The organism is Pseudomonas sp. PDM15 (genome assembly GCF_014851565.1).
GTDB lineage: Bacteria > Pseudomonadota > Gammaproteobacteria > Pseudomonadales > Pseudomonadaceae > Aquipseudomonas.
Window position 1 is genome coordinate 276,311 of record NZ_JACVAA010000005.1, and the last position, 25,761, is coordinate 302,071.

A 25,761-nucleotide genomic window follows, 5' to 3' on the forward strand; every position below is an offset into this window, starting at 1 on the left:
GTATGCGAATGCCGATGGGACTACATCCAAGACGTCTCATCACACTCTTGTCGGATACGAGCGAAGGCGCGAATGCATGTGGCTGTACAGGACCATGCCGGTTTCGAGACCGGCCCGTGGCAACACGGAACAGCCACAGCCTTTGTCGCGCCACCTGATTAACCGTTTTTTGCGACGAATGCCGGTGGAACTACACCCTTCCACGGTCGAGGTTGCGGGTTCGAGTCCCGTCGGCTCCATTACTGGGGGGCCGTAGTTCAATGGCAGAACACGAAAATACGTTTCACCACCCTTGTCGTCGCATCTTTTTCAGGCCCGCCACGGCGGGCCGGCAGCGAATGCCACAGGTACTACATTGGGTCGCGGGTTCGAATCCCGCCCCGGCAACGGGTAGCTCAGCTGGTAGAGCAAATGTGCCTGTCACCTCGTCGCTGCACGGAGGCCCCGCCTCCACCCTTTTGATTGACCCGGCGAATACCGGTGGAACTACAGAACGCAAAGGTCGTGGGTTCGACTCCCGCCAGCCACAAGGCTGTAGCTCAGCGGATAGAGCACTGCGCATGTTTCACCACAAATTGTCGCCGCATCGAGAACAGGCTGGCACGACCAGCACGAATACGAGCGAATAACGATGCAAACCAAGACCTACAACCTGCTGGAAGTCGCCAGCGGCAAGCCGATCAAGCTGTGGACGCAAGGCGTCCCGGTAGAGGAGGACGCCAAGCAGCAGCTGATGAACACCGCGAAGATGCCGTTCATCTTCAAGCACCTGGCCGTGATGCCGGACGTGCACCTGGGCAAGGGCTCGACCATCGGCAGCGTGATCCCCACCGTCGGCGCCATTATCCCTGCCGCGGTCGGCGTGGATATCGGCTGCGGGATGATCGCCGCACGCACCTCAATGATGGCCTCCGACCTGCCGGACAACCTGCACGGCCTGCGCAGTGCCATCGAGCGTGCCGTACCCCACGGCCGAACCTCTGGCCGCGGCGCACGCGATAAAGGCGCTTGGGAAAACGTGCCGGAGATGACCGACCACGCCTGGTCGGCCCTGAGCGACCGCTTCAAGGTGATCACCGACAAGTACCCGCGGCTGAGCAACACCAACAACCGCAAGCATCTGGGAACCCTGGGAACCGGCAACCACTTCATCGAGGTATGCCTGGACGAGGCCAATCGCGTCTGGTTCATGTTGCACAGCGGGTCGCGCGGTGTGGGTAACGCCATCGGCAACCTGTTCATCGAACTGGCCCAGGCCGATATGCGCCAGCATATCGCCAACCTGCCGGACCGCGACCTGGCCTACTTCGAAGAGGGCAGCCAGCACTTCGACGATTATGTGGAAGCGGTGGGCTGGGCCCAGGACTTCGCCAAGCAGAACCGCGCACTGATGATGCACGCGGTGATCGCAGCGGCACGTGGCGTGATCCGCAAGCCGTTCGAGGTCGCACTGGAGGCGGTGAACTGCCACCACAACTACGTACAGAAGGAGCGTCACTTCGGTGAAGAAGTACTGGTGACACGCAAGGGTGCGGTGTCGGCGAAGAAAGGTGAACTGGGGATCATCCCCGGATCGATGGGTGCCAAGAGCTTTATCGTCCGCGGCCTGGGTAACGAGGAAGCGTTCTGCTCCTGCAGCCACGGCGCCGGACGGACCATGAGCCGGACCAAGGCCAAGAAGCTGTTCACCGTGGAGGACCAGATCAAGGCCACCGCCCACGTCGAATGCCGCAAGGATGCCGACGTGATCGACGAAATCCCGATGGCCTACAAGGACATCGACCAGGTGATGGACGCCCAGCGCGAGCTGGTGGAAGTGGTGCATACCCTGCATCAGGTGGTGTGCGTTAAGGGATAGAGACATGAAGCACCTGAAAGAGTGGCTGGAGCGGCTTAAGAGCCGCCCGGTCTCCGGAGACTACTGGGAAGACCGACGTCGCCATGAGGCCCTTGAGGCACTCGCCGCCTGCACCGGATACGGGGATTGGCTGACCCTCAGCACGCATGGCAACGGCTTCGCCCGCGAAGCAGCAGTGCGTGAACTGAGTGAGCAGCCTTCACCCGAAACGCTAGTCGCGCTGCTCGAACGCCTGAATGACTGGGTACCCCAGATACGTCAACTGGCTTACGAGGCAGTGCAGCGCTACCTGGCTCCGGAACATGTGCGAGCCCTGCTCCATGCGCTGCCGGCGCTAATGGCCCTGGCCGAACGCCAACGTGCCGATCATGGCCCGACGCTGGCGGTGGCGCGCGCGGTGCTGCAGGTGCCCGAATTGCGCATGGATGTGGAAGTGGCGTTTGCCACACGTCACGGCAAGGCTGCACGCTTTCTCTTCACCCTGCTGCAGGAAGTCAGCGTGGAGCCTGTTGCCTTGCTGCGCATGGCTTTGGCTCACCGAGAAATGACCGTACGGCAGATGGCGGTTAAGGCATGTAAGGTATTGCCCGCCGAGCAGGCTCGCCCCCTATTGCTGGAAGCTTTCGACAAGCCCGGAGCCAGCGTGCGGGTTGTTGTACTTCACGCCCTACTGCCATTGCTCGACGATACCCGACCAGTGTTGAGGGCAGCATTGCTGGACGCCTCCCCTTCGATACGAGCATTAGCGCGATGGGCAGCCCCACGCGAGCAACTGGACGCTCACTCGGTGCTCATGGCTCGCCTGCATCAACCTCACCCTGTGAACAAGCGTGACTGGATGGGGCTACTAGGCCTGAGCCACGAACTGGCAGTGGAACTGGACGAATCCTGGATATCCGCAGCAATGCTTTCTGGCATAAGCAGCGTTCGACTAGCGGCTGTTCCGTGCCTTAGCAAGAACCGGCTGGCACATCGGCTGATGGCGCTTTCCGACTCCGCCGACAAGGTCTTTGCCAAAGCTGTCGAGCATCTTCGGGAAGAGCCTTGGGCGGTGCTGCAGGCAGACCTGGACATGAGACTGGATAGAGACTGGTACGTGCTGCCCCCTGAGCGTCGTGAGGCCCTGATGCATTTGCGGCCGCGATGGCAGCAACTGGCCTACTGGCTACGCCGACTAGATGCAGCACCACAAGAAAGACAGCACTGGCTAATGCATCTGAAAAACTGGCTCAGTCAGCAATACCTGATGGTTGATCCAGTCACTCATCCGGTCGAGCGTACCGCTCTAATAGAGAGGGTCCAGCAACTGGAGAGTGCGGGTCTTCTACCCGAAGGCAGCACAAAGCGCCTGCGCTGAGCCCAGGATTGAAGTATTCGAAGGAAAGAACACGCATGCAGAAGCAAGGAGCTTCACAAATACGCGCCAAATGCAGCCTTGCGCTGATGCTTGCCAGTAAGGCCCCGGTCGCAGTGGTGCTGCGCCGCGGACCTACCAACTGGGTGCAGATGATCCGCTGGGATTTGCGTAACGACAGTTTCGAGGCCGGCCAGTGGTTCAAGGGGCGCATCTATCCCGAGCTCAGTGAGTTATCTGAAGACGGCGAGCTGTTGCTTTACTCAGCCAGGAAAACTACTGGCTGGACGCTGAACCGGCGTAATGACATAGGCGATACCTGGACAGCCATTAGTCGGCCGCCCTATTTCACTGCTCTGGCGCTCTGGGCAAATGGCTGCTGGACCGGTGGCGGCATATTCACCGACACGCGTGGCGTGAAGATCGATTTGCCCTATCCGAAACCCCATGCACAGCTACCCACACCCCAGTTGGAGGTTCAGGGAACCCCGGAGCTAGGCCTCCTGCCGCTTTCGCTGCGGATTGCCCTGCGGGCCCATTGGGCTCCGCTGGACCAACCTGTGGAGGCACTTCACGACATCCACTGGCAGTTGAAGACCCGCCAGAGCAAGGAGATCGGCCAAGGAGCCGTGCGCATCATCAAGAGCACGCATAAAGGCAAGCACTGGATGCTGCGTACAAGCTTCTCGGTCAGCAACGTGCATGGAGAAACCGATCTGGGAGAAGCCGACCTGGTCGACTTCGATTCACGGGGACGGCTGATACAGAGCAGAGATGGGCGTCTGTTGGTCTGCGATAGGCCTAGCGAAGCCGATCTCCAGTGGCGCGAGCTGGCCGATTTCTCCGCCAGCAGGCCAGCCCCTCTACCACCCAAGGAGTGGGCCATCGAGTGGCCGCCAACAGCCGTAGAAGATGTAGAACGATGAACAAGGACATTCTCGAACTGGACGGCGCCATCGGTGGTGGACAGGTTCTGCGCAGCGCGCTGAGCCTGTCGACGCTCAGCGGACGGCCATTCAGCATCCACAACATCCGCGCCAAGCGCAGCCGGCCTGGCCTGTTGCGCCAGCATCTGACCGCCGTGCAGGCAGCTGCGCAGATCTGCTCGGCTGAAGTACAGGGTGTCGAGCTCGGCTCGCAGCAGCTGAGCTTCAAGCCTGGCGCCATTCGTGGCGGCGACTATCACTTCGCCATCGGCAGTGCCGGCAGCTGCACCCTGGTACTGCAGACTCTGCTGCCTGCATTGCTACGGGCTGATGCCCCAAGCAGGCTGCAGATCAGCGGTGGCACCCACAACCCGCTGGCACCGCCGGCGGACTTCCTGCAGCTCGCCTGGCTGCCGCTGCTGCGGCGCATGGGCGCACAGGTGGACATGCAGCTGTTGCGCCATGGCTTCGCACCGGCCGGGGGTGGGGCGATCCAGGCACAGATCACGCCTTCACCCCTGCAGCCCCTGCATCTGGGCGAACCCGGAGCAGTGTTACGGCAACAGGCCAGGGCCCTGCTCGCTGGCGTGCCGGGGCACGTTGGCGAGCGCGAGCTGGCCCGGGTCGCTCGGCGACTAAGGTGGCCTCAGGAAGACCTACAGTTCGCCTGGCTGGGGCAGGATGAGGGGCCAGGCAACGCATTGCTGCTGGAGATCGTCTGCGAGCGGGTGACCGAAGTGTTCAGCGCCTTCGGCCAGAGCGGGGTTCGCGCCGAGCGAGTAGCCGATAGCGCCATCGACCAGGCACGCGAATGGCTGCAGAGCGGTGCGGCGGTGGCCGAGCATCTGGCCGATCAGTTGCTGCTGCCGATGGCGCTAGCCGGCGGTGGCAGCCTGACCACTCCGCGGATGACCGAGCACCTGGAAAGCAGTATCCAGGTGCTGCGGAAATTTCTGCCCGTCGATATCCGCGCCAGCATAACCGACAAGGGAGCGCTGCTCATCGAACTGGAGGCCTGATCCGGCCGTGCCGTGGCGGCAGGTGCACGTGACGAACAGAGAAGGTTTCAAGGCGTTTCCACGAGGGAACGCCTGCCATCAGGGCAAGATCATAGCGATGTGCCATGTGGCACGACCTCGGGAACCTTCATGGACGCATCGCTGCTCAAGCTCTGCAAACTTACCTTTCTGATCATCACGCTCGGCGTCACCGGCATCGCATAGGCGGAAATCAACTTCACGGAACGAGGCTCCAGCAGCACCGATGTGCTGGTGACAGCGGATCCCCATGACCGAGAGCCCGACCTCCGACGATCGAGCGTCAACTTCAGCGACCTGCAGGCAGCGCTCGACCAGCAGGACGATGACCACCGCAAGCTTGCCGAGCTACAGCGCAAACTCGAGGAGCAGCAGCGCACCATCCAGAATCTGAGCGGAAGCTCCAGCGGCAGCAGCCGCGAGCTGGACGATCTGGAGAGAAAGGTGGAAAAGGTGTCGCAGCTGGAACGCCAGCTGGATAGCCAGGAGCGCGAGATCGACTCGTTGAAGCGAGAGCTGGAACAGCTCAGTCGTCGCATCAAATGATGTCCATATAAACAAAACGGGGCCCGCGGGCCCCGTTTTGTTTTGCAGCGAGCGCTTACTGCGCCAGCTTCTTGTAACGCACCCGGTGCGGCTGCGCGGCAGCATCGCCCAGGCGTTTCTTGCGGTCGGCTTCGTACTCGGTGTAGTTGCCTTCGAAGAACTCGATGTGCGAGTCGTCCTCGTACGCCAGGATGTGGGTGGCCACGCGGTCCAGGAACCAGCGATCGTGAGAAATCACGATCGCGGCGCCGGGGAAGTCGAGCAGCGCCTCTTCCAGGGAACGCAGGGTTTCCACGTCGAGGTCGTTGGACGGTTCGTCGAGCAGCAGCACGTTGGCGCCCTGCTTCAAGGTCAGGGCCAGGTGCAGACGGCCGCGCTCACCACCGGAGAGGTCCTTGACGAACTTCTGCTGGTCGCCGCCCTTGAAGTTGAAGCGCCCGACGTAGCCGCGCGACGGGACTTCGTAGTTGCCGATCTTGATCATGTCGAAACCGTCGGACACGGCTTCCCACACGGTCTTGCTGCCGTCCAGGTCGTCGCGGCTCTGGTCGACGCAGGCCAGCTGCACGGTATCGCCCAGCTCGATGCGGCCGGAGTCCGGGGTTTCCTTGCCCATCAGCATGCGGAACAGGGTCGATTTACCGGCACCGTTACCGCCGATCACGCCGACGATGGCGCCTTTGGGGATGCTGAACGACAGGTTGTCGATCAGTACGCGGTCGCCGTAGCCCTTGGTGACGTTGACGAAGTCGATGACCTTGTCGCCCAGGCGCGGACCGGCCGGGATGTAGATCTCGTTGGTCTCGGCGCGTTTCTGGAATTCCTGCGACTGCATCTCCTCGAAGCGCTGCAGACGGGCCTTGGACTTGGACTGGCGGGCCTTGGCGCCTTTGCGCACCCACTCCAGTTCGTCCTTCATGGCCTTCTCGTGGGCCGACTGCTGCTTGGATTCCTGGGCCAGACGCTCGGACTTGGCTTCCAGCCAGCCGGAGTAATTGCCTTCGTACGGGATGCCGGCGCCGCGGTCGAGCTCGAGGATCCAGCCGGCGACGTTGTCGAGGAAGTAACGGTCGTGGGTGATCGCCACCACAGTGCCCGGGAAGTCGTGCAGGAAGTGCTCCAGCCAGGCCACCGAGTCGGCGTCCAGGTGGTTGGTCGGTTCGTCCAGCAGCAGCATGTCGGGGGCCGACAGCAACAGGCGGCACAGGGCCACGCGGCGCTTCTCGCCACCGGACAGGTGCTCGATGCGCGCGTCCCAGGCCGGCAGGCGCAGGGCGTCGGCAGCGACTTCCAGCTGGCGCTCGAGGTTATGGCCGTCGCTGGCCTGCAGGATGGCTTCCAGCTTGGCCTGCTCGGCGGCCAGGGCGTCGAAGTCGGCGTCCGGCTCGGCGTAGGCGGCGTACACCTCGTCCAGGCGGGCCTGGGCCTGCTTGATCTGGCCTACGGCCTCCTCGACGATCTCGCGCACGCTCTTGCTCGGGTCGAGCTGCGGCTCCTGCGGCAGGTAGCCGACGTTGATGCCGGGCATGGCGCGGGCTTCGCCGTCGAACTCGGTGTCGACGCCGGCCATGATGCGCAGCAGGGTCGACTTACCGGCACCGTTGAGGCCGAGTACGCCGATCTTGGCGCCCGGGAAGAACGACAGGGAAATGTTCTTGAGGATTTCCCGCTTCGGCGGCACGACCTTGCCGAGCCGATGCATGGTGTAGACGTATTGAGCCATGGATGACCTTGGTTCTGTGTAGCTGAGGGATTGAAGAGGCAACTGCGCCAGCGGCCGACCGGCTGCTGAGCAATACTCTGGGGCAAGGGAGCATCATAGCTCCGCGCGCCCACGCGCGTGCGGCAAAGCTACCGGAATGCTCCCGGAGGGGCAAACCGTACCCGATGGACAGTGATAGCACTTGGCCGCTTTTCCGGGCATGCTACGCGGTTCCGATTGCCAGGCAAGGCCCCGATCCGGCAGCTGTATCAGCAGGGTTATACGCGTGTCACGATCCCGCCCCCGTTCTTCCTCCCGCTCCTCTGGCGACCCGCTCGCCCGGCCTCACCGTGGCTCGCTGAAGGGCGCCCTGGCGTTGCTGGTCGCGCTGATGCTCGGCCTGCTGCTGTGGCAGCTGCAGCAAGAGGCCAGCAATCAGGAGCAGAGCGAGCGGCGCCATCATCTGGACCACGCCGAGCAGCAGCGCAACCACCTGGGCCTGACCATGCGCCTCAAGGCCGAGGCTGGCCTGGCCTTCCTCGCCAGCGCGGCGGACCAGCCGCTCACGGCGGACGACCAGAGCGCATTGCTGCAGCGGCTGCGCGGCATCTTCCCGGCCCTGCACAGCCTGGCGTGGTTCGATGCCAGCGGCAAACGACTGGAAGACAGCCAGCCAACCCTTGGTGATCAGACGCCCTTCGTCGACGACCAGCCCTATCACTTCGCCCAGGACAGCGGCCTGCTGCTGCTCGACCTGCCGCGCGCGGATCACCAGGGCGGCTGGCGCGTGCGCCTGCGGGACCAGGCCCTGCGCAACTGGTTGCCGGCACAGACCGGCGAGACGCCCTGGCTGCTGCTGGACACCCGCAGTGGCCAGGTGATGCTGCGCCAGCCCGTGAACGAGGGAGCCGCCCAGCTCAGCGCCAGCGAGAGGGGGCAGATCATCGCCGAGCTGCCGGTGACGGGCAGCGACTGGAAACTGGTGCCCCTGTTCGACGCCGACACCCTGCGCGCCGAGCTGCTGCCGCGCCAGGCCAGCAAGCTGCTGCTGTTCATCCTCTGCGGCGCCCTGGCCCTGCTCGCCCTGTTCGGCCTGCTGCGCGAGCAGAACCGCCTGCGCGCCTACCACGCGCTGTCGCGTCGCTCGATGGAAGACGCCATCGGCGCCCTTGGCGCCATCGATGAGCGCGTGCTGGTGACCCAGCCCGACGGCCATATCAGCTACCTCAATCCGCGCGCCGAGCGGATGTTTGGCCTGGATCTGGCCACCGCCAGCGAGATGCACGTGCTGCAGCTGCTGCCGGCGCTGGCGCCCTGGCTGGAGAGCGCCTTCCACGAGCAGGCCGAGCCCATCGAGGTGCTGCTCGACGGCGAGCGGCGCCTGTTCGACGTGACCTGTCACGCCCTCTACACCGACAACCCCGAACCGGGCCGCGCCTGGGTCCTGCGCGACGTGACCGAGGAGCGCCAGGCCCTGCACGTGTTGGAAGACACGCGCCGGCGCTACCAGGACATCTTCGAGGGCAGCGGCGTGGCCCTCTGCGTGCTCGACCTGCTCGACCTGCGCCTCTTCCTCGACGCCCAGGGCCTGGAGCACAGCGGCCAGCTGCAGACCTGGCTGAGCGTGGACCCGCAGCGCCATGTCGAGCTGCTGCAGCGCATCCACATCAGTGAAGTGAACAAGGTGGCCCTGCAACTGCTTGGAGTGGACAGCCCAGAGCAGGTCTGGGAACACCTGATCGGCTACGCCCCGCTGCGCCAGGGCGGCGCCCGCCATGCGCTGATCACCACCCTGCTCGACGGCGAGCGCGACATGATGGTCGAGAGCCGCATGCACACGCCGCAGGGCCACGAGCGCTACGTGTGGCTCAACCTGCAGCTGCCCGAGAGCCGCGACGAGCTGCGTGCGGTGACCCTCAGCGTGCACGACATCACCAGCCGCAAGCGCGTGGAGCTGTCGCTGGTGGAGCGCGAGCGCTTCTGGTCCGACGTGCTGCGTTCGGTGCCGGACACCCTCTACGTGCACGACATGAGCACCATGCGGGTGATGTTCAGCAACAACCGCCTGGGCCCGGACCTGGGCTACAGCAAGGAAGAGATGCGCCGCTTCGGCGACAAGCTGTGGGAAAAGATCCTGCACCCCGACGACGTCGAGCTGTACCAGCGCCTGCGCAACCTGCAGAAGGTGGTCGGCCAGGGTCAGCAGCTGCACTTCCAGCTGCGCTGGCGCCACCGTGACGGCAGCTGGCACTGGTTCGACATCCGCGAGCACGCCCTCAGCCGCGACCGCCACGGCCGGGTCAGCCGGCTGATCGGCGTGGCCAAGGACATCACCGGCGAGATAGCCGCCCGGGCCAGCCTGAGTGACAGCGAACGGCGCTACCGTCTGCTGGCGGAGAGCATCAGCGACGTGATCCTGTCCACCGACAACACGCTGCAGCTCAACTACGTCAGCCCGTCGGCCGAGAGCTTCTTCGGCTACAGCCCGGAATGGCTGCTGGACAACGGCCTGCTCGGCACCGTGACCAATCCGCGCCAGTTGGCCAGCCTACTGCAGCTGATCGAACAGTTGCGCGGCTCCCTCAACGAGGCGGACAAGCTGGCCCGCCTGCAGGCCAGCCTGGCCGGGCGTACCTTCATCTTCGACTGCCTGCGCGCCGACGACCGCAAGATCACCGTGGAGATGCGCCTGTCGCTGATGTGGGACGAACAGGACCGCTTCGAGGGCGTGCTCGGCATCGGCCGCGACATCACCCAGCAGCGCCGCGCCGAGCGCGACCTGCGCATGGCCGCCACCGTATTCGAGCACTCCACGGCGGCGATTCTGGTCACCGACCCGGCCGGCTACATCGTGCGCATCAACGAGACCTTCCAGCGCCTCACCGGCTATGCCGGCGCCGAGGTGCTCGACCAACTGCCGGGCATGCTCACCGCCGACCGCCAGCAGGCCGCCCAGTTCGCCTACATCCTCACCCAGCTCAATCAGCACGGCAGCTGGGAGGGTGAGCTGTGGCTCAAGCGCAAGAACAGCGAGCAGTTCCCGGCCTGGGTCGGCATCACCGCGGTGCACGACGAGGACGGCGACCTGGCCAGCTACGTGTGCTTCTTCAACGACATCAGCGAGCGCAAGGCCAGCGAACAGCGCATCCACCGCCTGGCCTACTACGACGCCCTGACCCTGCTGCCCAACCGCACGCTGTTCCAGGACCGCCTGCACACCGCCCTGCAGCATGCCGAACGGCATGACGAGTGGGTGGTGCTGATGTTCCTCGACCTGGACCGCTTCAAGCCGATCAACGACTCCCTCGGCCATGCCGCCGGCGACCGCATGCTCAAGGACGTGGCCGTGCGCCTGGCCGCCTGCGTCGCCGAGGACGACACGGTGGCGCGCATGGGCGGCGACGAATTCACCCTGCTGCTGCAGGCGCGCAACACCCGCGCCGGCGCGCTCAACCGCGCCATCCACGTGGCCGAGCAGATCCTCGCCAGCCTGGCCCAGCCGTTCGTCCTGCAGGGCCGCGAGTTCTTCGTCACCGCCAGTATCGGAATCGCTCTGGCACCGCAGGACGGCGACGAGCTTAGCCAGCTGATGAAGAACGCCGACACGGCGATGTACCACGCCAAGGAACGCGGCAAGAACAACTTCCAGTTCTACCAGGCCGAGATGAACGCCACCGCGCTGCAGCGCCTGGAGCTGGAGAGCGACTTGCGCCATGCCCTGGAGCAGAACCAGTTCCTCCTTTATTACCAGCCGCAGCTGTCCAGCGACGGCAAGCGCCTGACCGGCGTCGAGGCCCTACTGCGCTGGCAGCATCCGCGCCGCGGCCTGGTGGCGCCCAACGAGTTCATCCCGGTGCTGGAAGAGCTGGGCCTGATCGCCCAGGTCGGCGACTGGGTGCTCGCCCAGGCTTGCCGCCAGCTCAAAGCCTGGCACGACGCGAAAGTGCGAGTGCCCAAGGTCTCGGTCAACCTCTCCGCCCGCCAGTTCGGCGACGGCCAGCTGGGCATGCGCATCTCGCGCATCCTCGGCGCCAGCGGCCTGCCGCCGGCCTGCCTGGAACTGGAGCTGACCGAGAGCATCCTGATGAACGACGTCGGCGAGACCATGCAGGTGCTGGCCAGCCTGAAGAAGCTTGGCCTGTGCATCGCGGTGGACGACTTCGGCACCGGCTACAGCTCGCTCAACTACCTCAAGCAGTTCCCCATCGACGTGCTGAAGATCGACCGCAGCTTCGTCGACGGCCTGCCCGAGGGCGAGCAGGATGGCCAGATCGCCCGCGCCATCATCGCCATGGCCCACAGCCTGGGACTGGCGGTGATCGCCGAAGGCGTAGAGACCCAGGCGCAGCTGGACTTCCTGCGCGACCACGACTGCGACGAGGTGCAAGGCTACCTGTTCGGCAAGCCGATGGCGGCCGCCCAGTTCGAGGCCCAGTTCGGCGGCAACGCCCTGTTCATGCTGACGTGAGTGGCGGCAGCGGGCCGCGTGAGGCCCGCTTGTCCGGCACTTGACCGCCATTCATGTGCCAGCGCGCGACACATCGGGTAGAATGCGCGCCTTCCTTAGAACCTGTTGATGATCGCTGCGCCTCGCGCCATGCGTCGTTTACAGACTCTTACTACCGCCCGCTGATTGATCAGGTGACCACCATGTTCAGCCGTGATTTGACCATTGCCCGCTACGATGCAGAACTCTTTGCCGCCATGGAGCAGGAAGCCCAGCGCCAGGAGCATCACATCGAACTGATCGCCTCCGAGAACTACACCAGCCCGGCGGTAATGGAAGCCCAGGGCAGCGTGCTGACCAACAAGTACGCCGAAGGCTACCCGGGCAAGCGCTACTACGGTGGTTGCGAGTACGTCGACGTGGTCGAGCAGCTGGCCATCGACCGCGCCAAGGAATTGTTCGGCGCCGACTACGCCAACGTCCAGCCGCATGCCGGCTCCCAGGCCAACGCCGCCGTCTACCTGGCCCTGCTGTCGGCCGGTGACACCATCCTCGGCATGAGCCTGGCCCACGGCGGCCACCTGACCCACGGCGCCTCCGTTTCCTCCTCCGGCAAGCTGTACAACGCTGTGCAGTACGGCATCACCGACGCCGGCCTGATCGACTACGACGAAGTCGAGCGCCTGGCCATCGAGCACAAGCCGAAGATGATCGTTGCCGGCTTCTCTGCCTATTCCCAGGTGCTGGACTTCGCCCGCTTCCGCGCCATCGCCGACAAGGTCGGTGCCTACCTGTTCGTCGACATGGCCCACGTGGCCGGTCTGGTCGCCGCCGGCGTGTACCCGAATCCGGTACCCTTCGCCGACGTGGTCACCACCACCACCCACAAGACCCTGCGCGGCCCGCGCGGCGGCCTGATCCTCGCTCGCAAGAACGAAGAGATCGAGAAGAAGCTCAACTCCGCCGTCTTCCCGGGCGCCCAGGGTGGCCCGCTGGAGCACGTGATCGCCGCCAAGGCCATCTGCTTCAAGGAAGCCCTGCAGCCCGAGTTCAAGGCCTACCAGCAGCAAGTGGTGAAGAACGCCCAGGCCATGGCCAGCGTGTTCATCGAGCGCGGTTTCGATGTGGTCTCCGGCGGCACCCAGAACCACCTGTTCCTGCTGTCCCTGATCAAGCAGGACATCACCGGTAAGGACGCCGACGCCGCCCTGGGTCGTGCCTTCATCACCGTGAACAAGAACAGCGTGCCGAATGACCCGCGTTCGCCCTTCGTCACCTCCGGCCTGCGCATCGGTACCCCGGCCGTCACCACCCGCGGCTTCAAGGAAGCCGAGTGCAAGGAACTGGCCGGCTGGATCTGCGACATCCTGCAGAACATGGGCGACGAGTCCGTGGTCGACGCGGTACGCGAGAAGGTCAAGGCCGTCTGCGCCAAGCTGCCGGTATACGGATAACTGGCGTCAAAGTCGTGACAAGGAGCCCGGCAATTGCCGGGCTTTTTTGTGCCCGTGCCGTTTTCCTGACAAGCCGGTTAGGAAGAATAAATAAGCATATCTATCAAAACGTTGGATCGGTAAATCGACACAACCAAGCTTTCTGGCCAATTCTCTGACGGAAGGTCGTCGCCAGGCTGTGGGAAAGGCCTTAAACCATGTTCCTTCAATCCGAACCGTTATTACAAAGCGGCGGACAACCGGGGGACTGAACCATGGTTTTCGACGTGAGGGATTACGGGGCACTGGGTGATGGTTTAACCGATGACAGCGCGGCAATCCAGGCTGCTATCGATGCCGCTTTCACCGCTGGAGGCGGTGTGGTCTATCTGCCGGAAGGGGTCTACCGGGTCAGCGGCGACGGCGCGGGGTCCGGCAACTGCCTGACCATGCACAGCCAGGTCGACCTGATCGGCGATGGCATGGGCAGCACCGTGATCAAATTGGTGGACGGCTCCGCCGTGCCCATCATGGGCATGATTGGCTCACCCGCCGGCGAAGTGCTGCAGGGCGTCGGCATCAGCGACCTGAGCCTGGACGGCAACCGCGACCACAGCAGCGGCGAAGTCAACGGCTGGCACCTCGCCGCCAACCCGGCGGGCGTCAGCAGCAACATGAGCCTGGAGCGGGTGGAAGTCCGCGACGTTTCGGGAAGCGGCTTTCGCATCGACGGCCAGACCAGCAACCTGCTGATAAAGGAGAGCGTGGCCCAGGGCAATGGCCTGGATGGCTTCGCCAGCACCGACGCGGACCACAGCCGCTTCACCGACAATCAGGCCTATGGCAACGAGGGCAATGGCTTTGCCCTCGACACCAGCCATTCGGCCCTGACCTTCACCAACAACGATGCCTTCGCCAATGGCGGCAACGGTGTGCTGGTCGAGGGCGACCTGGCCACGCTACCGAACTCCCCCCTGCTCATTCTTGGCGGCGAGCTGCACGACAACGGGCAGGCCGGCATTGCCCTGCAGCAAACCAGCGAGGTGCGCCTGGAAGGCGCGCTGATTGCCGGCAACGACGGTCCGGGCATCCTCCTCTCTGGCGCCAGCTACAGCCAGATCATCGCCAACCAGCTGCAGGGCAACGCCCAGGCGAGCCCCGGGCCGGAAATCCTGATCCAGGCCGATGACAGCGACGGCACTGCGGTTGTCTCCAGCGACAACCTCATCGAACAGAACCTGATCAGCGGCGGCCCCGGCTCCACCTACGGCGTGTTGGAGGCAGACGATGGCAGCCACGCCACCGGCGTCTACGCCAACCAGATCGAAGCGATGCTCAGCGGCCAGGCCCTGCTGCATGCGGCAGACAGCCGGCTGTCCAGCGATCCCAGCAACCAGCTGCTGGCTCAGGTCGTGGGCAGCGAGGACAAGGACAGACTGATCGGCGGCGAAGCCGACGAGCGCCTGCTCGGCCTGGGCGGCGACGACTCGCTGGCCGGCGGCGCAGGCGACGATGTACTGGTCGGCGGCAGCGGACGCGACACGCTCACCGGTGGCAGCGGCGCGGACATCTTCCGCTACGATGCACCGACGGACAGCTACCGCACCGGCAGCGGCGCGTTCAGTGACCACATCATCGATTTCGATGCCGCCGTGGATCGCATCGACCTCTCCGAACTGGGCTTCAGCGCGCTCGGCAACGGCCTCAACGGCACCCTGCGCCTGAGCTACAGCAGTGCCAGCGACCGCACCTACATGAGCTCGCTGGAAGGCGGCGCCGACGGCCGCCATTTCGAGCTGGCCATCCAGGGCAACCATCTGAGCACCCTCAGTTCCGCCAACATCCTGTTCAATGGCAACGTGGCCACCAACGCGGCGCCGGTTCTCCACCAGGCCGTGGCGGACCAGGCCATCAGCGAAAACCAGGTGTTCAGCTTCGGCCTCTCACCCACCAGCTTCTCCGATCCCGACGGCGACACGCTGAGCTACCAGGCCACCCTAGGCAACGGCACGGCCCTGCCGTCCTGGCTGACATTCAACGCCGCCACCCTGACGTTCAATGGCCTGTCCGGGCTCGGCAACGCCGGCCTCTACGAGATCAGGGTGAGCGCCAGCGATGGCCGCGGCGGCAGCCTCGCCGACACCTTCCAGTTGCTGGTCAACGAGGCGCCAGCAGGCGCTCCGACCCTGCACGGCAGCACAGGCAACGACCGGCTGATCGGCACCGCCGCCAATGAAACCCTGCTCGGCCTGGACGGCGCCGATACCCTGGTGGGCGGCACGGGGCACGACACGCTGGTCGGTGGGCTGGGGCGCGACACCCTGACCGGCGGCGAGGGTGTGGACACCTTCCGCTTCGACACGCTGCACGACAGCTACCGCAACGGCAGCCCGAGCAACGACCTGATCACCGACTTCGACCCCACCACCGACCGCATCGACCTCAGCGCCCTCGGCTTCAGCAGCCTGGGCAACGGGCTCAACGGCACCCTGGCGCTCAGCTACAGCGCCGCCAGCGACCGCACCTACCTGCGCTCGCTGGAAACCGACGCCAACGGCGACCGTTTCGAGCTGGCCCTCAACGGCAACCACCTCGATACCCTCAACGGCAGCAACCTGTTCCTGGTTACCCCACCACCGCCAGCGCCGGATACCACGCCTGGGGAGCCGCAGACACCGGTCGGCACTCCCGGCGATGACGTTCTGACCGGCACCGATGCCAGCGAGGTGCTCCTCGGCCATGCCGGTGCGGACAAGATCATTGGCGGCGGCGGCGCCGACCTGATCGATGGCGGTGCCGGCAAGGATGTCCTCAGCGGTGGCGAGGGCGCCGATATCTTCCGCTTCACCGAGCTGCTCGACAGCTTCCGCAACTACGGCCCCGCGGACATCGGCGCTGCCGACACCATCACCGACTTCACGGTGGGCGTGGACAAGATCGACCTGTCCGCCCTGGGCATCACCGGGTTGGGCAACGGCTACGGCAACAGCATCTACCTTACGCTCAACGACACCGGCACCAAGACCTCGATCAAGTCCCGCGAGCCAGACGCCGACGGCAACACCTTCGAACTCGCCCTCAACGGCAACCACATCGGCACCCTCAGCGAAGCCGACTTCATCTTTGCCGATCCCACCCCGCAGACCACCCTGTTCATTCCCACCCTGGGCCAGTCCAACTCCCGTGCGCTGCGCATGCAGGGCGAGGACGATGACTCTGGCATCACCGAGATGATCAAGCAGCTGGAGCTCTACACCGACTTTGACCGGGTGGAGAGCCTGTTCTCCGACGCGGAGGGAGAGCCGATCGACATTGCGGTCGGCGGCAGTACGGTCACCGGGCGCTCGACGGCCAGCGAGGCGGAACGGGCCAAGTCGTGGTGGTACAGCGACACCGATGCGCCCGGGCAGGCGCTGCTGAATGCCGTGGCCAACCTCAGCAACCAGCTGGCATCGCTGCAGGCCTTGGGCCCGGTCACCTTCGCCATGGTCTGGGGCCAGGGTGAAGACGATGCCATGACCTACGCCGACGCCACGGACAAGGCCGCGGCAATCGAACTGTACAAGGCCAATACGCTGAAAGTCTTCGACTACCTCAAGGCCCAGCTGGGAACCCCGGACGCGGTGTTCTACGTGATGCTCACCGGTGACTACCAGCAACAGGGCGCCGACCTGCGCGGCTTTACCCCCGAGGAAATCGCCAGGGTGGTCGAGGGTACCCAGGCCATCCGCCAGGCACAGATGGAAATGGCTGCCGAGCGCAGCGACATCAAGATCGCCGTCGACTACACCGACCTGCCGATGCGCTACGAAGTGGACCCGCTGAACTACTACTACGACGTCTGGCACATGCACGACGACGCCAGCGAAATCATCGGGCAACGCCTGGCCGACTTCATCGCCAACGACCTGGGCTTCACGAGCGACCCCGACGACAACAACGACCCCGACGCGATCCGCATGTACCCGTCCCACAACCTCATCGGCGACGCAACAGACGACGTGCTGATAGGCAGCCCCTATGCCGACACGCTCGACGGCGGCAAGGGCGCCGACTACATGGAAGGCTATGACGGCAGCGACATATACGTGGTCGACAACCCCGGCGACGCCGTGATCGAGAACGGCACGGGCGCCGAGGATTGCGACACCGTCGTGTCGTCCATCGACTGGGCGCTCGGCGCCAACCTGGAGAACCTGATGCTGACCGGTCAGGCACTCAACGGCACCGGCAACAGCCTCGCCAACATCATCAGCGGCACCGACGCGAACAACGTGCTCGACGGCGGCGCTGGGGTGGACGTTCTCCTCGGCGGCAAGGGCTCGGACACCTACTACGTCGACGATGCGGCCGATCGGGTCATGGAGGGCAGCAACGCCGGTTTCGACCGGGTGTTCAGCAGCGCCTCCACCTACACCCTGTCGTACAACCTCGAGGAGCTCTATCTTATGGCGCCGGGCAACTCCAATGGCACCGGCAATGCCCAGGACAACACCCTCTACGCCAGCAGCGGCGACAACGTGATCAACGGCGCCGGCGGCAACGACACGCTGTCCTACGCCTTCGCCGAAGCCGGCGTGACGGTCAGGCTGACCACCTCCGCGGCACAGAACACCGGCGGCTCTGGCTTCGACTCGCTACGCAGCCTGGAGAACCTGATCGGCAGTGACTATGCCGACAACCTGACCGGCGATGCCAACGACAACATCCTGCGCGGCGGGGCGGGTAACGATGTGCTCAACGGCGGGGACGGCAATGACGTGCTCCACGGCGGCAGCGGGGCCGACGGCCTGAATGGCGGCGCCGGGGCGGATCGCTACGTGTTTACCTCACTGAGCGATCTCGGCCTGGGCGACCTGGCAGACCTGATCAGCGGCTTCAATGGCGGCGAGGGGGATCGCATCGACTTCTCGGCACTGGACGCCAACCCGCTGACCGCTGCGCGGGAGGCCTTCGAGTTCATCGGCAACCAGGACTTCAGTGCTACGGATGCCACCGGCCAGCTGCGCTTCGCCGACGGCGCGCTGTACGGCAGCATCAATGCAGACAGCGCGGCGGAGTTCACCATCCGGCTGCTCGGGGTAACGGAGTTCTCGCAGAACGACCTGCTCGGCTGAGCGGCCCAGGCCACCGGCAACTTATGGCGACCGGGGCGGTGGCGGGCACGCGGTATCGCTCCACCGTCGGCTCCGCTGGTGGATGTACAAGGCGACATCCACCCTACGAAACCGATGCGCCCTAGGCCATCACCTCGGCAAAGCCCGCGCGGATCTGCTCTTCGGGCAGGTTATCGCCGATGAACAACAGCACGCTTTCGCGGACTTCACCCTCGGCCCAGGGCTCGTCCCAGTCGAAGCCGTACAGGCCCAGCACGCCCTGGAACACCAGGCGGCGTTCATCGCCGGCCACCGCCAGCACGCCCTTGTAGCGCAGCAGTGCGTTGCCGTGCTGCTCCAACAGGCGCTCCATGAAGGCGCTGAGCTTGTCGAGATCCAGCGCCCGTTCGCTCTTCAGCACCAGGGTGGCGATGCGGTCCGCCGTCTGGCCCGCCGGCACCAGGGGCCGCAGGGTCAGCGCCGGAGCGATATCGGCGTTTAGATTGAAACCGCGGATGTCCAGCAGCTCGGCTAGGTCGATGCGGCCATGCTCGACCACGCGAATCGGCGCACGGCGATTGATCCGCTGCAGGCGTTGGCTCAATGCCTCGACCTGCTGCGCGTCGGCCAGGTCGGTCTTGCTCAGCAGGATGCGGTCGGCAAAACCGACTTGGGCCTGGGCGATGGTTTCCTGCAGGTGGCGCTCGGCGTTCACCGCGTCGACCAGGGTGACGATGCCGTCCAGCACATAGCGCTGGGCCAGCTCCTCGTCGGCGAAGAAGGTCTGCGCCACCGGCGCCGGGTCGGCCAGGCCGGTGCACTCGATTACCAGGCGGTCGAAGGCCAGCTCGCCGGCGTCCAGCTTGTCCAGCAGCAGGTACAGGGCCTTCTCCAGCTCGACGTGGATCGAGCAGCACACGCAGCCGTTGGCCAGGGTCAGCAGCTCGACCGGCTTGCTGCCGAGCAGCTGGCCATCGATCGGCGTGTCGCTGAATTCGTTCTCGATCACCGCCAGCTTGAGGCCGTGCTCGGCCTGCAGCATATGGCGCAGCAGGGTGGTCTTGCCGGCACCGAGGAAGCCGGTGAGTACGGTGACGGGAATGGGTTCGGGATACATCGCGATCTCCAAAATGACACGCGCCACGACTAGGCGTGGCGCGTGGAGGTACGGGGGAGTCTATCAACAACAGCGAATAGGTCTGCCTTTGCCTCCGCCATAGCGAGCTTCCTGGCGTTCGCGGAAGAACGCCTCGTAGCTCATCACCGGCTTATCCGGATGCTTCTTGGCCATATGTTCCACGTAGTTGTCGTAGTCGGGCATGCCCACCAGCATGCGGGCGGCCTGCCCGAGGTACTTACCCATGCGACTCAGGTCATTGAACATATCAGGCGTCCGGAATCGGCTGGAACGGGGTTTCCTTGTCCGTGCGCTCTGGTTTGACCCAGGCGGCGCGGCCGACCTTGATCGCGTAGAACAGCACGCTGAGCACCACGAACAGGAACAGCACGGTCAGCACCGAGTTGGTGTAGGCGTTGAAGATCACATGCTGCATCTGGCCGATGTCCTTGGCCGGGGCCAGGACCTGACCGGCGTCCAGCGCATCGCTGTACTTCTTGGCCAGGGCCAGGAAGCCGACGGCCGGGTTCGGGTCGAGCAGCTTGATCAGGCCGGCGGTGGTGGTGCAGATCAGCAGCCAGCAGGCCGGCACCAGGGTGACCCAGACGTAGCGCTGACGCTTCATCTTGATCAGCACCACGCTGCCGAGCATCAGGGCGATACCGGCGAGCATCTGGTTGGAGATGCCGAACAGCGGCCACAGGGTGTTGATGCCGCCCAGCGGATCGACCACGCCCTGATACAGCAGCCAGCCCCACATCGCCACGCAGCCGGCGGTGGCGATCACGTTGGCGCCCCAGGATTCGGTCTTCTTCAGGGCCGGCACGAAGTTGCCGAGCAGGTCCTGCAGCATGAAGCGACCCGCGCGCGTCCCTGCATCCACCGCCGTCAGAATGAACAGCGCCTCGAACAGAATGGCGAAGTGATACCAGAACGCCATGGTGTTCTCGCCCGGCAGAACGCTGTGGAGGATCTGCGCAATCCCCACGGCCAGGGTCGGCGCACCACCGGCACGGGCCAGGATGGTGTGCTCGCCGATGTCCTTGGCCACGGCTTCCAACGCGTCAGGCGTGATGGCGAAGCCCCAGCTGCTGACGGTGGCAGCCACGGCGGCAGCATCGGAGCCGACCACGGCGGCCGGGCTGTTCATGGCGAAGTACACGCCCGGCTCGATCACCGAGGCGGCGACCATGGCCATGATGGCGACGAACGACTCCATCAGCATGCCGCCGTAGCCGATGTAGCGGGCGTGCGACTCGTTGGCCAGCAGCTTGGGCGTGGTGCCGGAGCTGATCAGCGCATGGAAACCCGAGACGGCCCCACAAGCGATGGTGATAAACAGGAAGGGGAACAGAGTGCCCTTCCACACCGGGCCGGTGCCGTCGGTGAACTGGGTCAGTGCCGGCATCTTCAGCTCGGGCATGACCACCAGAATGCCGATGGCCAAGGCGATGATGGTGCCGATCTTGAGGAAGGTCGACAGGTAGTCACGCGGGGCGAGGATCAGCCACACCGGCAGCACGGCGGCGACGAAGCCATAGCCGATCAGCATCCAGGTGATCTGCACACCGGTGAAGGTGAAGGCCGGGCCCCAGGTCGGGTCCGCGGCTACTTGGCCGCCCGCCCAGATCGAGGCCAGCAGCAGGATCACGCCGATCACCGAGATCTCACCGATGCGGCCCGGACGGATGTAGCGCATGTACACGCCCATGAACACCGCAATGGGGATGGTCGCCATTACCGTGAACATGCCCCATGGGCTTTCGGCCAGGGCCTTGACCACGATCAGCGAGAGCACCGCGAGGATGATGATCATGATCAGGAAGGCGCCGAACAGGGCGATGGTGCCCGGTATCTGGCCCATCTCCTCGCGCACCAGCTCGCCCAGCGAGCGGCCGTTACGCCGTGTGGAGATGAACAGGACCATGAAGTCCTGCACCGCACCGGCCAGCACCACGCCGGCGATCAGCCACAGCGTGCCGGGCAGGTAACCCATCTGCGCGGCGAGCACCGGACCGACCAGCGGGCCGGCACCGGCGATGGCGGCGAAGTGGTGACCGAAGAGGATGTGCTTGTTGGTCGGCACATAGTCCAGACCATCATTGTTGAGCAGCGCCGGAGTGGCGCGAGTCGGGTCCAGCTGCATCACCTTGCTGGCGATGAACAGGCTGTAGTAGCGGTAGGCAACGAGATAGAGGGAGACGGCCGCCACCACTATCCACAACGCGTTGATGGCTTCGCCGCGGCGCAGCGCCACGACACCCAAGGCACAGGCACCTACCACTGCCAGCACTGCCCAGGGCAGGTGGCGCAGCAGGCTATTGTTATTGTTCATGATTACTCCTAACCAATGGACAGACAGGCTGCCGCTGAAGCTTAGACGCTGGATCGCACCTGCATTATTCGACCTTGGTCTAGTGCGCATCTCGGCGCCGACAACGGGGGTAAACTAGCGCCCTTTTCGGCGACCGCCAGGATGCTACGCCGCATGCTTCATCACCTTTACCGCCCCGTTATCGCCCTGCTCCTTACCGGCCTGCTCGGCTGCGCCGAGGAAAGCGCCGCGCCGCTGCATCAGCAGCTGTATATCTGGCAACGCCAGTGGCGCCCGGCCCACGCCGAGGCACTCGCGCAGAGCCGCGCCGACTTCTCCAGCCTGCGCGTGCTGGCCTTGCAGGCCCACCCGCAGGCCGGCTGGAGCCGCGCCCGCGTCGACCTGCCACTGCTCAAGCGCGACGACCGCCCGCTGATCGCCGTGGTGCGCCTGGACGGCCAGCTGGCGCAGCTCGACTCCACCGAGATCGGCCGGCAGATCGCCAGGCTGCTGCACGACTGGCGCGGCGCCGGCCTGCGCCTGCAGGGCCTGGAGATCGATCACGACTGCGCCACCGCGCGCCTGCCGGCCTACGCAGCGCTGCTGCGCGAGCTGCGCCGGCAGCTGCCGGCCGAACTCGGACTGAGCATCACCGCCCTGCCCGCCTGGCTCGACAGCCCGGCCCTGGACGAGGTGCTAGCCGCCGTCGACAGCTCGGTGCTGCAGGTGCATGCCGTGCGCGACCCGCAGGATGGCCTGTTCGATCCCGAGCAGGCGCTGGACTGGGCGGAGAGCTACGGCGAGCGCAGCGACAAGCCCTTCCACCTGGCCCTGCCCGCCTACGGAGTGGCCCTCACCGCAGATGGCCAGGTGGAGAGCGAGACACCGCTGCGCCAGGGTGGCCCGCGCCGCGAGCTGCGCGCCGATCCACAGGAGGTCAGCGAGCTGCTGGCCGACCTGCGCAAGGAACCGCCGTCACATCTGGCCGGCATCATCTGGTTCCGCCTGCCGCTGGCCGGCGACCGCCGCGCCTGGCCGCTGCCCACCCTGCTGGCGGTGGTGCGCGGCCAGCCCCTGGTGCCGGCCCTGGCGCTGCAGCGCCAGCAGCACAACGGTTTCAGCCAACTGCAACTATTCAACAATGGCACCCTGGCCAGCCCGCTGCCCGACCGCATCGAGCTGCCGGCCCGGGCCTGCGCGGCGGCCGACGCCGTGGGCGATTACCGCCTGGAACGCAGCGCCGAGGGCCTGGCCTTCGTGCGCCAGCGCGACGGCCGGCTGGATGCCGGCGAACACCGCGCCCTGGGTTGGGCGCGCTGCGAACGGATCGATCAAGGAGGCATGCATGTGCAGTTCTAAAACCCTGCTGGCCCTGGCCATAGGCGCGCTGCTGCCGCTCGGTGCCGCCCAGGCCTGCGGTCCGGATTTCCCCTACCGCCTGCTCTCCGACCGGGCCGGCGCCCTGAGCGAGATGCCGGAAGGCAACTTCGCCTTCGAGGTCACTCGCCTCGGGCAGGATATCCCCGGCCTCGGCCAGGCTGGCGAGGCGACCCTGGAGCCGTACTGGGACGACGACAACCAGCGCTACATCGACAGCCGCGAGGTTGTCGAACAGAAACAGCTCGGTGCCGAGCAGTTCGCCCTGGTCAGCCGCCTGCGCAGCCTGACCGATGCACGGCAGGCCGAAGACGAAGGCGCCGCTCTGCCACCCGAGCTGCGCCTGTATGTCGCCGGCGCCGTGGCCTTCTCCGAGGACGACATGGCCCTGGCCAGCGACTACTTCAAGCGCGTGCTGGCACTGCCCGCCGCCGAACGGGCACGACGCAGCACCTGGGCCGCCTATTCCCTCGGCCGCGCCCTGGCGGTGCAGGCAGTCAGCGCGCCGGATACGGTGCTCGACGAAGCTGCCGCCCTGCAGCGCCAGCGCGAGCTGCGTCAGCAGGCGCGCCAGGCCTTCCAGCAGGCCCGGGCGATGAGCGCCGCCGGCCTCGATGACCCGTTGGAACTGGGGGTCGCCAGCCTCGGCGAGGAAGCTCGCGTGGCCCTGGACGAGGGTGACTGGGCCACCGCCATTCGCCTCTATGCCACCCAGAGCAAGCAGGGCTCGAGCACCGGTTACAGCTCGCTGCGCCAGCTGACCGGGCAGCTCGGCCAGATGAGCGACGAGGAGCTGCGCCCGCTATTGGGCCAGCTGGAAGTCCAGCATTTGCTGGTGGCGCAGCTGTTCAGCCGACTGGGCGATTACGAGAACCAGGGCTCACAGGGCCAGCGCATTCTGCAGCTGCTGCAGGGCGCGTCGATTCAGCCACAGATCGCCGATCGCCTGGCCGCCCTGAGCTACCAGCAGGGCGACTACGCCAGCGCCCGCCGCTTCGTCGAGCAGGCGGGCGACGGCGGTCTGGCCTGGTGGTTGCGCGCCAAGCTGGCTCTACAGGCCGGTGACAAGCCCGCCGCCGTGCATGCCTACGCCCAGGCGGCCAAGGCTTTCCCGGTCGAAGAGGACTGGGGCTGGCGGCGCACGCAGAACTGGGACTACGAAACGCTCAAGCCACGTTGCCGGGTGGAGGGCGAGATGGCCATCCTCGCGCTGGAGCGCGGCGACTATCTGGAGGCATTCGAGCAGCTCTACCGCAGCGGCGATATCTATTGGCAGGACGCCGCCCAGGTCGCCGAGCGGGTGCTGAGCACCAATGAGCTGAAAGGCTTCGTCGATGCCCAGGTGGCCGCCGCGCCGCCACTGCAGCCTGACCAGGTGCAGTACCTGTGGGAGCGCCCCATGGCCACCCGCATCCGCGAACTGCTCGGCCGCCGCCTGCTGCGCGAAGGTCGCTACGCCGAGGCCGTGCCCTACTTCTTCGCCGCCGAGCTGCAGCAGGCAGCGCGCGAATATGGCGCGGCGCGCGAGCAGGCCGACGATGCCTGGACCGCCATCGGTCGGGCCGAGGGCTACTACCAGGCAGCCAGGCTGGCCCGCACACAGGGTATGGAGCTGCTCGGCTACGAGATGTCGCCGGACGAGGCCTGGGCCGGTGGCAACTACGGTATCTACGGCAACGAGTTGGCCAAGCCGGTGCAGGCCGGCGGTCTGCTGACCAGCGCCGAGGCCCAACTGCAGAACGCCAGCGCCGCCCAGCCGAACCGGCGCTACCACTACCGCTGGGTTGCCGCCGACCTGGCCAACCGCGCCGCCGACCATCTGCCGCCACGCAGCCAGGCGTTCGCCGCCGTGCTGTGCAAGGCCAGCGGCTGGATCAACTACCGCGACCTGGCCGGTGCCCAGGGCTACTACCAGCGCTATGTAAAACAGGGCCCCTATGTGGAATGGGCGAGCAACTTCGGTTTCGAATGTCAGGAACCGGACTTCGACAGCGCCCGTCAACGCCTATGGGCGGATCGCGAACAGGCCGTGCGCCAGACGCTTCGCCCATTCAAATACTGGCTGTTTGGTCTGCCGCTGCTGCTCGCCTCAGGTATCTACTGGCAGCGCCGGCGACGCGCCTTGGCTATAGTGGATAAAACCGCAGAGGAAACCCGTCATGAGTGATACAACCACCGAGCGTCGGCGCTTCCAGCGCATCGCCTTCGACGCCGCCACCGAGCTCACCCAGGGCGAGCGGCGCTGGACGGTTGCGCTGCACGATGTGTCGCTCAAGGGCCTGCTGGTGAAGCGCCCGCGCGACTGGAACGGTGATCCCGACCAGCCCTTCATCGCCAGCATCAACCTGGATGCCGACACCCGCCTGCAGATGGAAGTGGTGCTGACCCGCACGCGCGACGAGCTGCTCGGCTTCGTCTGCCGGCACATCGACCTGGACTCCATCAGCCACCTGCGCCGCCTGGTCGAGCTCAACCTGGGCGACGAGAGCCTGCTGGAACGCGAACTGGCCGCCTTGGGCGAAGAGGACGACTGACCTCCGGCGTGGCATGAAAA

Annotated in this window: 15 protein-coding genes; 11 read left to right on the plus strand and 4 right to left on the minus strand. The window is 65.5% G+C overall.

The genetic code is table 11. The annotated features are described in order from the left end of the window. Positions 1 to 631 precede the first annotated feature (631 nt). From IB232_RS15960 to IB232_RS15980, 5 genes are all read left to right on the plus strand, one after another. Positions 632 to 1,858, plus strand: coding sequence for an RtcB family protein (locus IB232_RS15960; protein WP_192399590.1), 1,227 nt, complete (start codon positions 632 to 634; stop codon positions 1,856 to 1,858). Positions 1,859 to 1,862: 4 nt separating this feature from the next. After that, complete coding sequence (locus tag IB232_RS15965; RefSeq protein WP_192399591.1) at positions 1,863 to 3,215, plus strand: PBS lyase; 1,353 nt, start codon at positions 1,863 to 1,865, stop codon at positions 3,213 to 3,215. 35 nt (positions 3,216 to 3,250) lie between these two features. Next, on the plus strand, positions 3,251 to 4,138 hold the full coding sequence (locus IB232_RS15970; protein ID WP_192399592.1) for a hypothetical protein: 888 nt from the start codon (positions 3,251 to 3,253) through the stop codon (positions 4,136 to 4,138). After that, positions 4,135 to 5,157 (plus strand): RNA 3'-terminal phosphate cyclase, encoded by a 1,023-nt coding sequence (gene rtcA, locus IB232_RS15975; RefSeq protein ID WP_192399593.1) that lies wholly within the window; start codon positions 4,135 to 4,137, stop codon positions 5,155 to 5,157. Before IB232_RS15970 ends, rtcA begins: the two co-directional genes overlap by 4 nt. Before the next feature lie 252 nt (positions 5,158 to 5,409). Next, positions 5,410 to 5,721, plus strand: coding sequence for a hypothetical protein (locus tag IB232_RS15980; RefSeq protein WP_192399594.1), 312 nt, complete (start codon positions 5,410 to 5,412; stop codon positions 5,719 to 5,721). Positions 5,722 to 5,776: 55 nt separating this feature from the next. On the opposite strand, the gene ettA is transcribed toward IB232_RS15980, so the two are convergent. Continuing rightward, positions 5,777 to 7,444 (minus strand): energy-dependent translational throttle protein EttA, encoded by a 1,668-nt coding sequence (gene ettA, locus IB232_RS15985; RefSeq protein WP_192399595.1) that lies wholly within the window; start codon positions 7,442 to 7,444, stop codon positions 5,777 to 5,779. 370 nt (positions 7,445 to 7,814) lie between these two features. Here ettA and IB232_RS15990 point away from each other — a divergent pair, with 370 nt between their 5' ends. The 3 genes from IB232_RS15990 to IB232_RS16000 all read left to right on the plus strand — a co-directional run bounded on the left by IB232_RS15990 (position 7,815) and on the right by IB232_RS16000 (position 18,420). After that, complete coding sequence (locus tag IB232_RS15990) at positions 7,815 to 11,891, plus strand: EAL domain-containing protein (protein WP_225592362.1); 4,077 nt, start codon at positions 7,815 to 7,817, stop codon at positions 11,889 to 11,891. 182 nt (positions 11,892 to 12,073) lie between these two features. Then, positions 12,074 to 13,324, plus strand: a complete 1,251-nt coding sequence (glyA, locus tag IB232_RS15995; protein ID WP_192399596.1) for a serine hydroxymethyltransferase — start codon at positions 12,074 to 12,076, stop codon at positions 13,322 to 13,324. 254 nt (positions 13,325 to 13,578) lie between these two features. Further along, positions 13,579 to 18,420 (plus strand): M10 family metallopeptidase C-terminal domain-containing protein, encoded by a 4,842-nt coding sequence (locus IB232_RS16000; RefSeq protein WP_192399597.1) that lies wholly within the window; start codon positions 13,579 to 13,581, stop codon positions 18,418 to 18,420. A 121-nt stretch (positions 18,421 to 18,541) separates the two neighbouring features. On the opposite strand, the gene yjiA is transcribed toward IB232_RS16000, so the two are convergent. The 3 genes from yjiA to IB232_RS16015 form a co-directional block, all read right to left on the minus strand. Further along, the gene (yjiA, locus tag IB232_RS16005) at positions 18,542 to 19,516 is read right to left on the minus strand and encodes a GTPase (protein WP_192399598.1); all 975 of its coding nucleotides are present in this window, start codon (positions 19,514 to 19,516) and stop codon (positions 18,542 to 18,544) included. A gap of 63 nt (positions 19,517 to 19,579) precedes the next feature. Continuing rightward, complete coding sequence (locus IB232_RS16010) at positions 19,580 to 19,783, minus strand: YbdD/YjiX family protein (RefSeq protein ID WP_043308942.1); 204 nt, start codon at positions 19,781 to 19,783, stop codon at positions 19,580 to 19,582. 1 nt (position 19,784) lies between these two features. Then, positions 19,785 to 21,851: a carbon starvation CstA family protein gene (locus IB232_RS16015; protein ID WP_192399599.1), complete on the minus strand. Its 2,067-nt coding sequence runs from the start codon at positions 21,849 to 21,851 to the stop codon at positions 19,785 to 19,787. A 153-nt stretch (positions 21,852 to 22,004) separates the two neighbouring features. Between IB232_RS16015 and IB232_RS16020 the strand changes: the two genes are divergently transcribed. Genes IB232_RS16020 through IB232_RS16030 form a run of 3 tightly spaced genes read left to right on the plus strand, consistent with a single transcriptional unit; the run spans position 22,005 to position 25,741 of the window. After that, the gene (locus tag IB232_RS16020) at positions 22,005 to 23,189 is read left to right on the plus strand and encodes a DUF3142 domain-containing protein (protein ID WP_192399600.1); all 1,185 of its coding nucleotides are present in this window, start codon (positions 22,005 to 22,007) and stop codon (positions 23,187 to 23,189) included. Further along, a complete protein-coding gene (locus IB232_RS16025) occupies positions 23,176 to 25,374 on the plus strand; it encodes a hypothetical protein (RefSeq protein WP_192399601.1) in 2,199 nt (732 codons plus the stop codon). The genes IB232_RS16020 and IB232_RS16025 overlap by 14 nt, the downstream gene beginning before the upstream one ends. Next, positions 25,367 to 25,741 (plus strand): PilZ domain-containing protein, encoded by a 375-nt coding sequence (locus tag IB232_RS16030; protein ID WP_192399602.1) that lies wholly within the window; start codon positions 25,367 to 25,369, stop codon positions 25,739 to 25,741. Before IB232_RS16025 ends, IB232_RS16030 begins: the two co-directional genes overlap by 8 nt. Positions 25,742 to 25,761 lie beyond the last annotated feature (20 nt).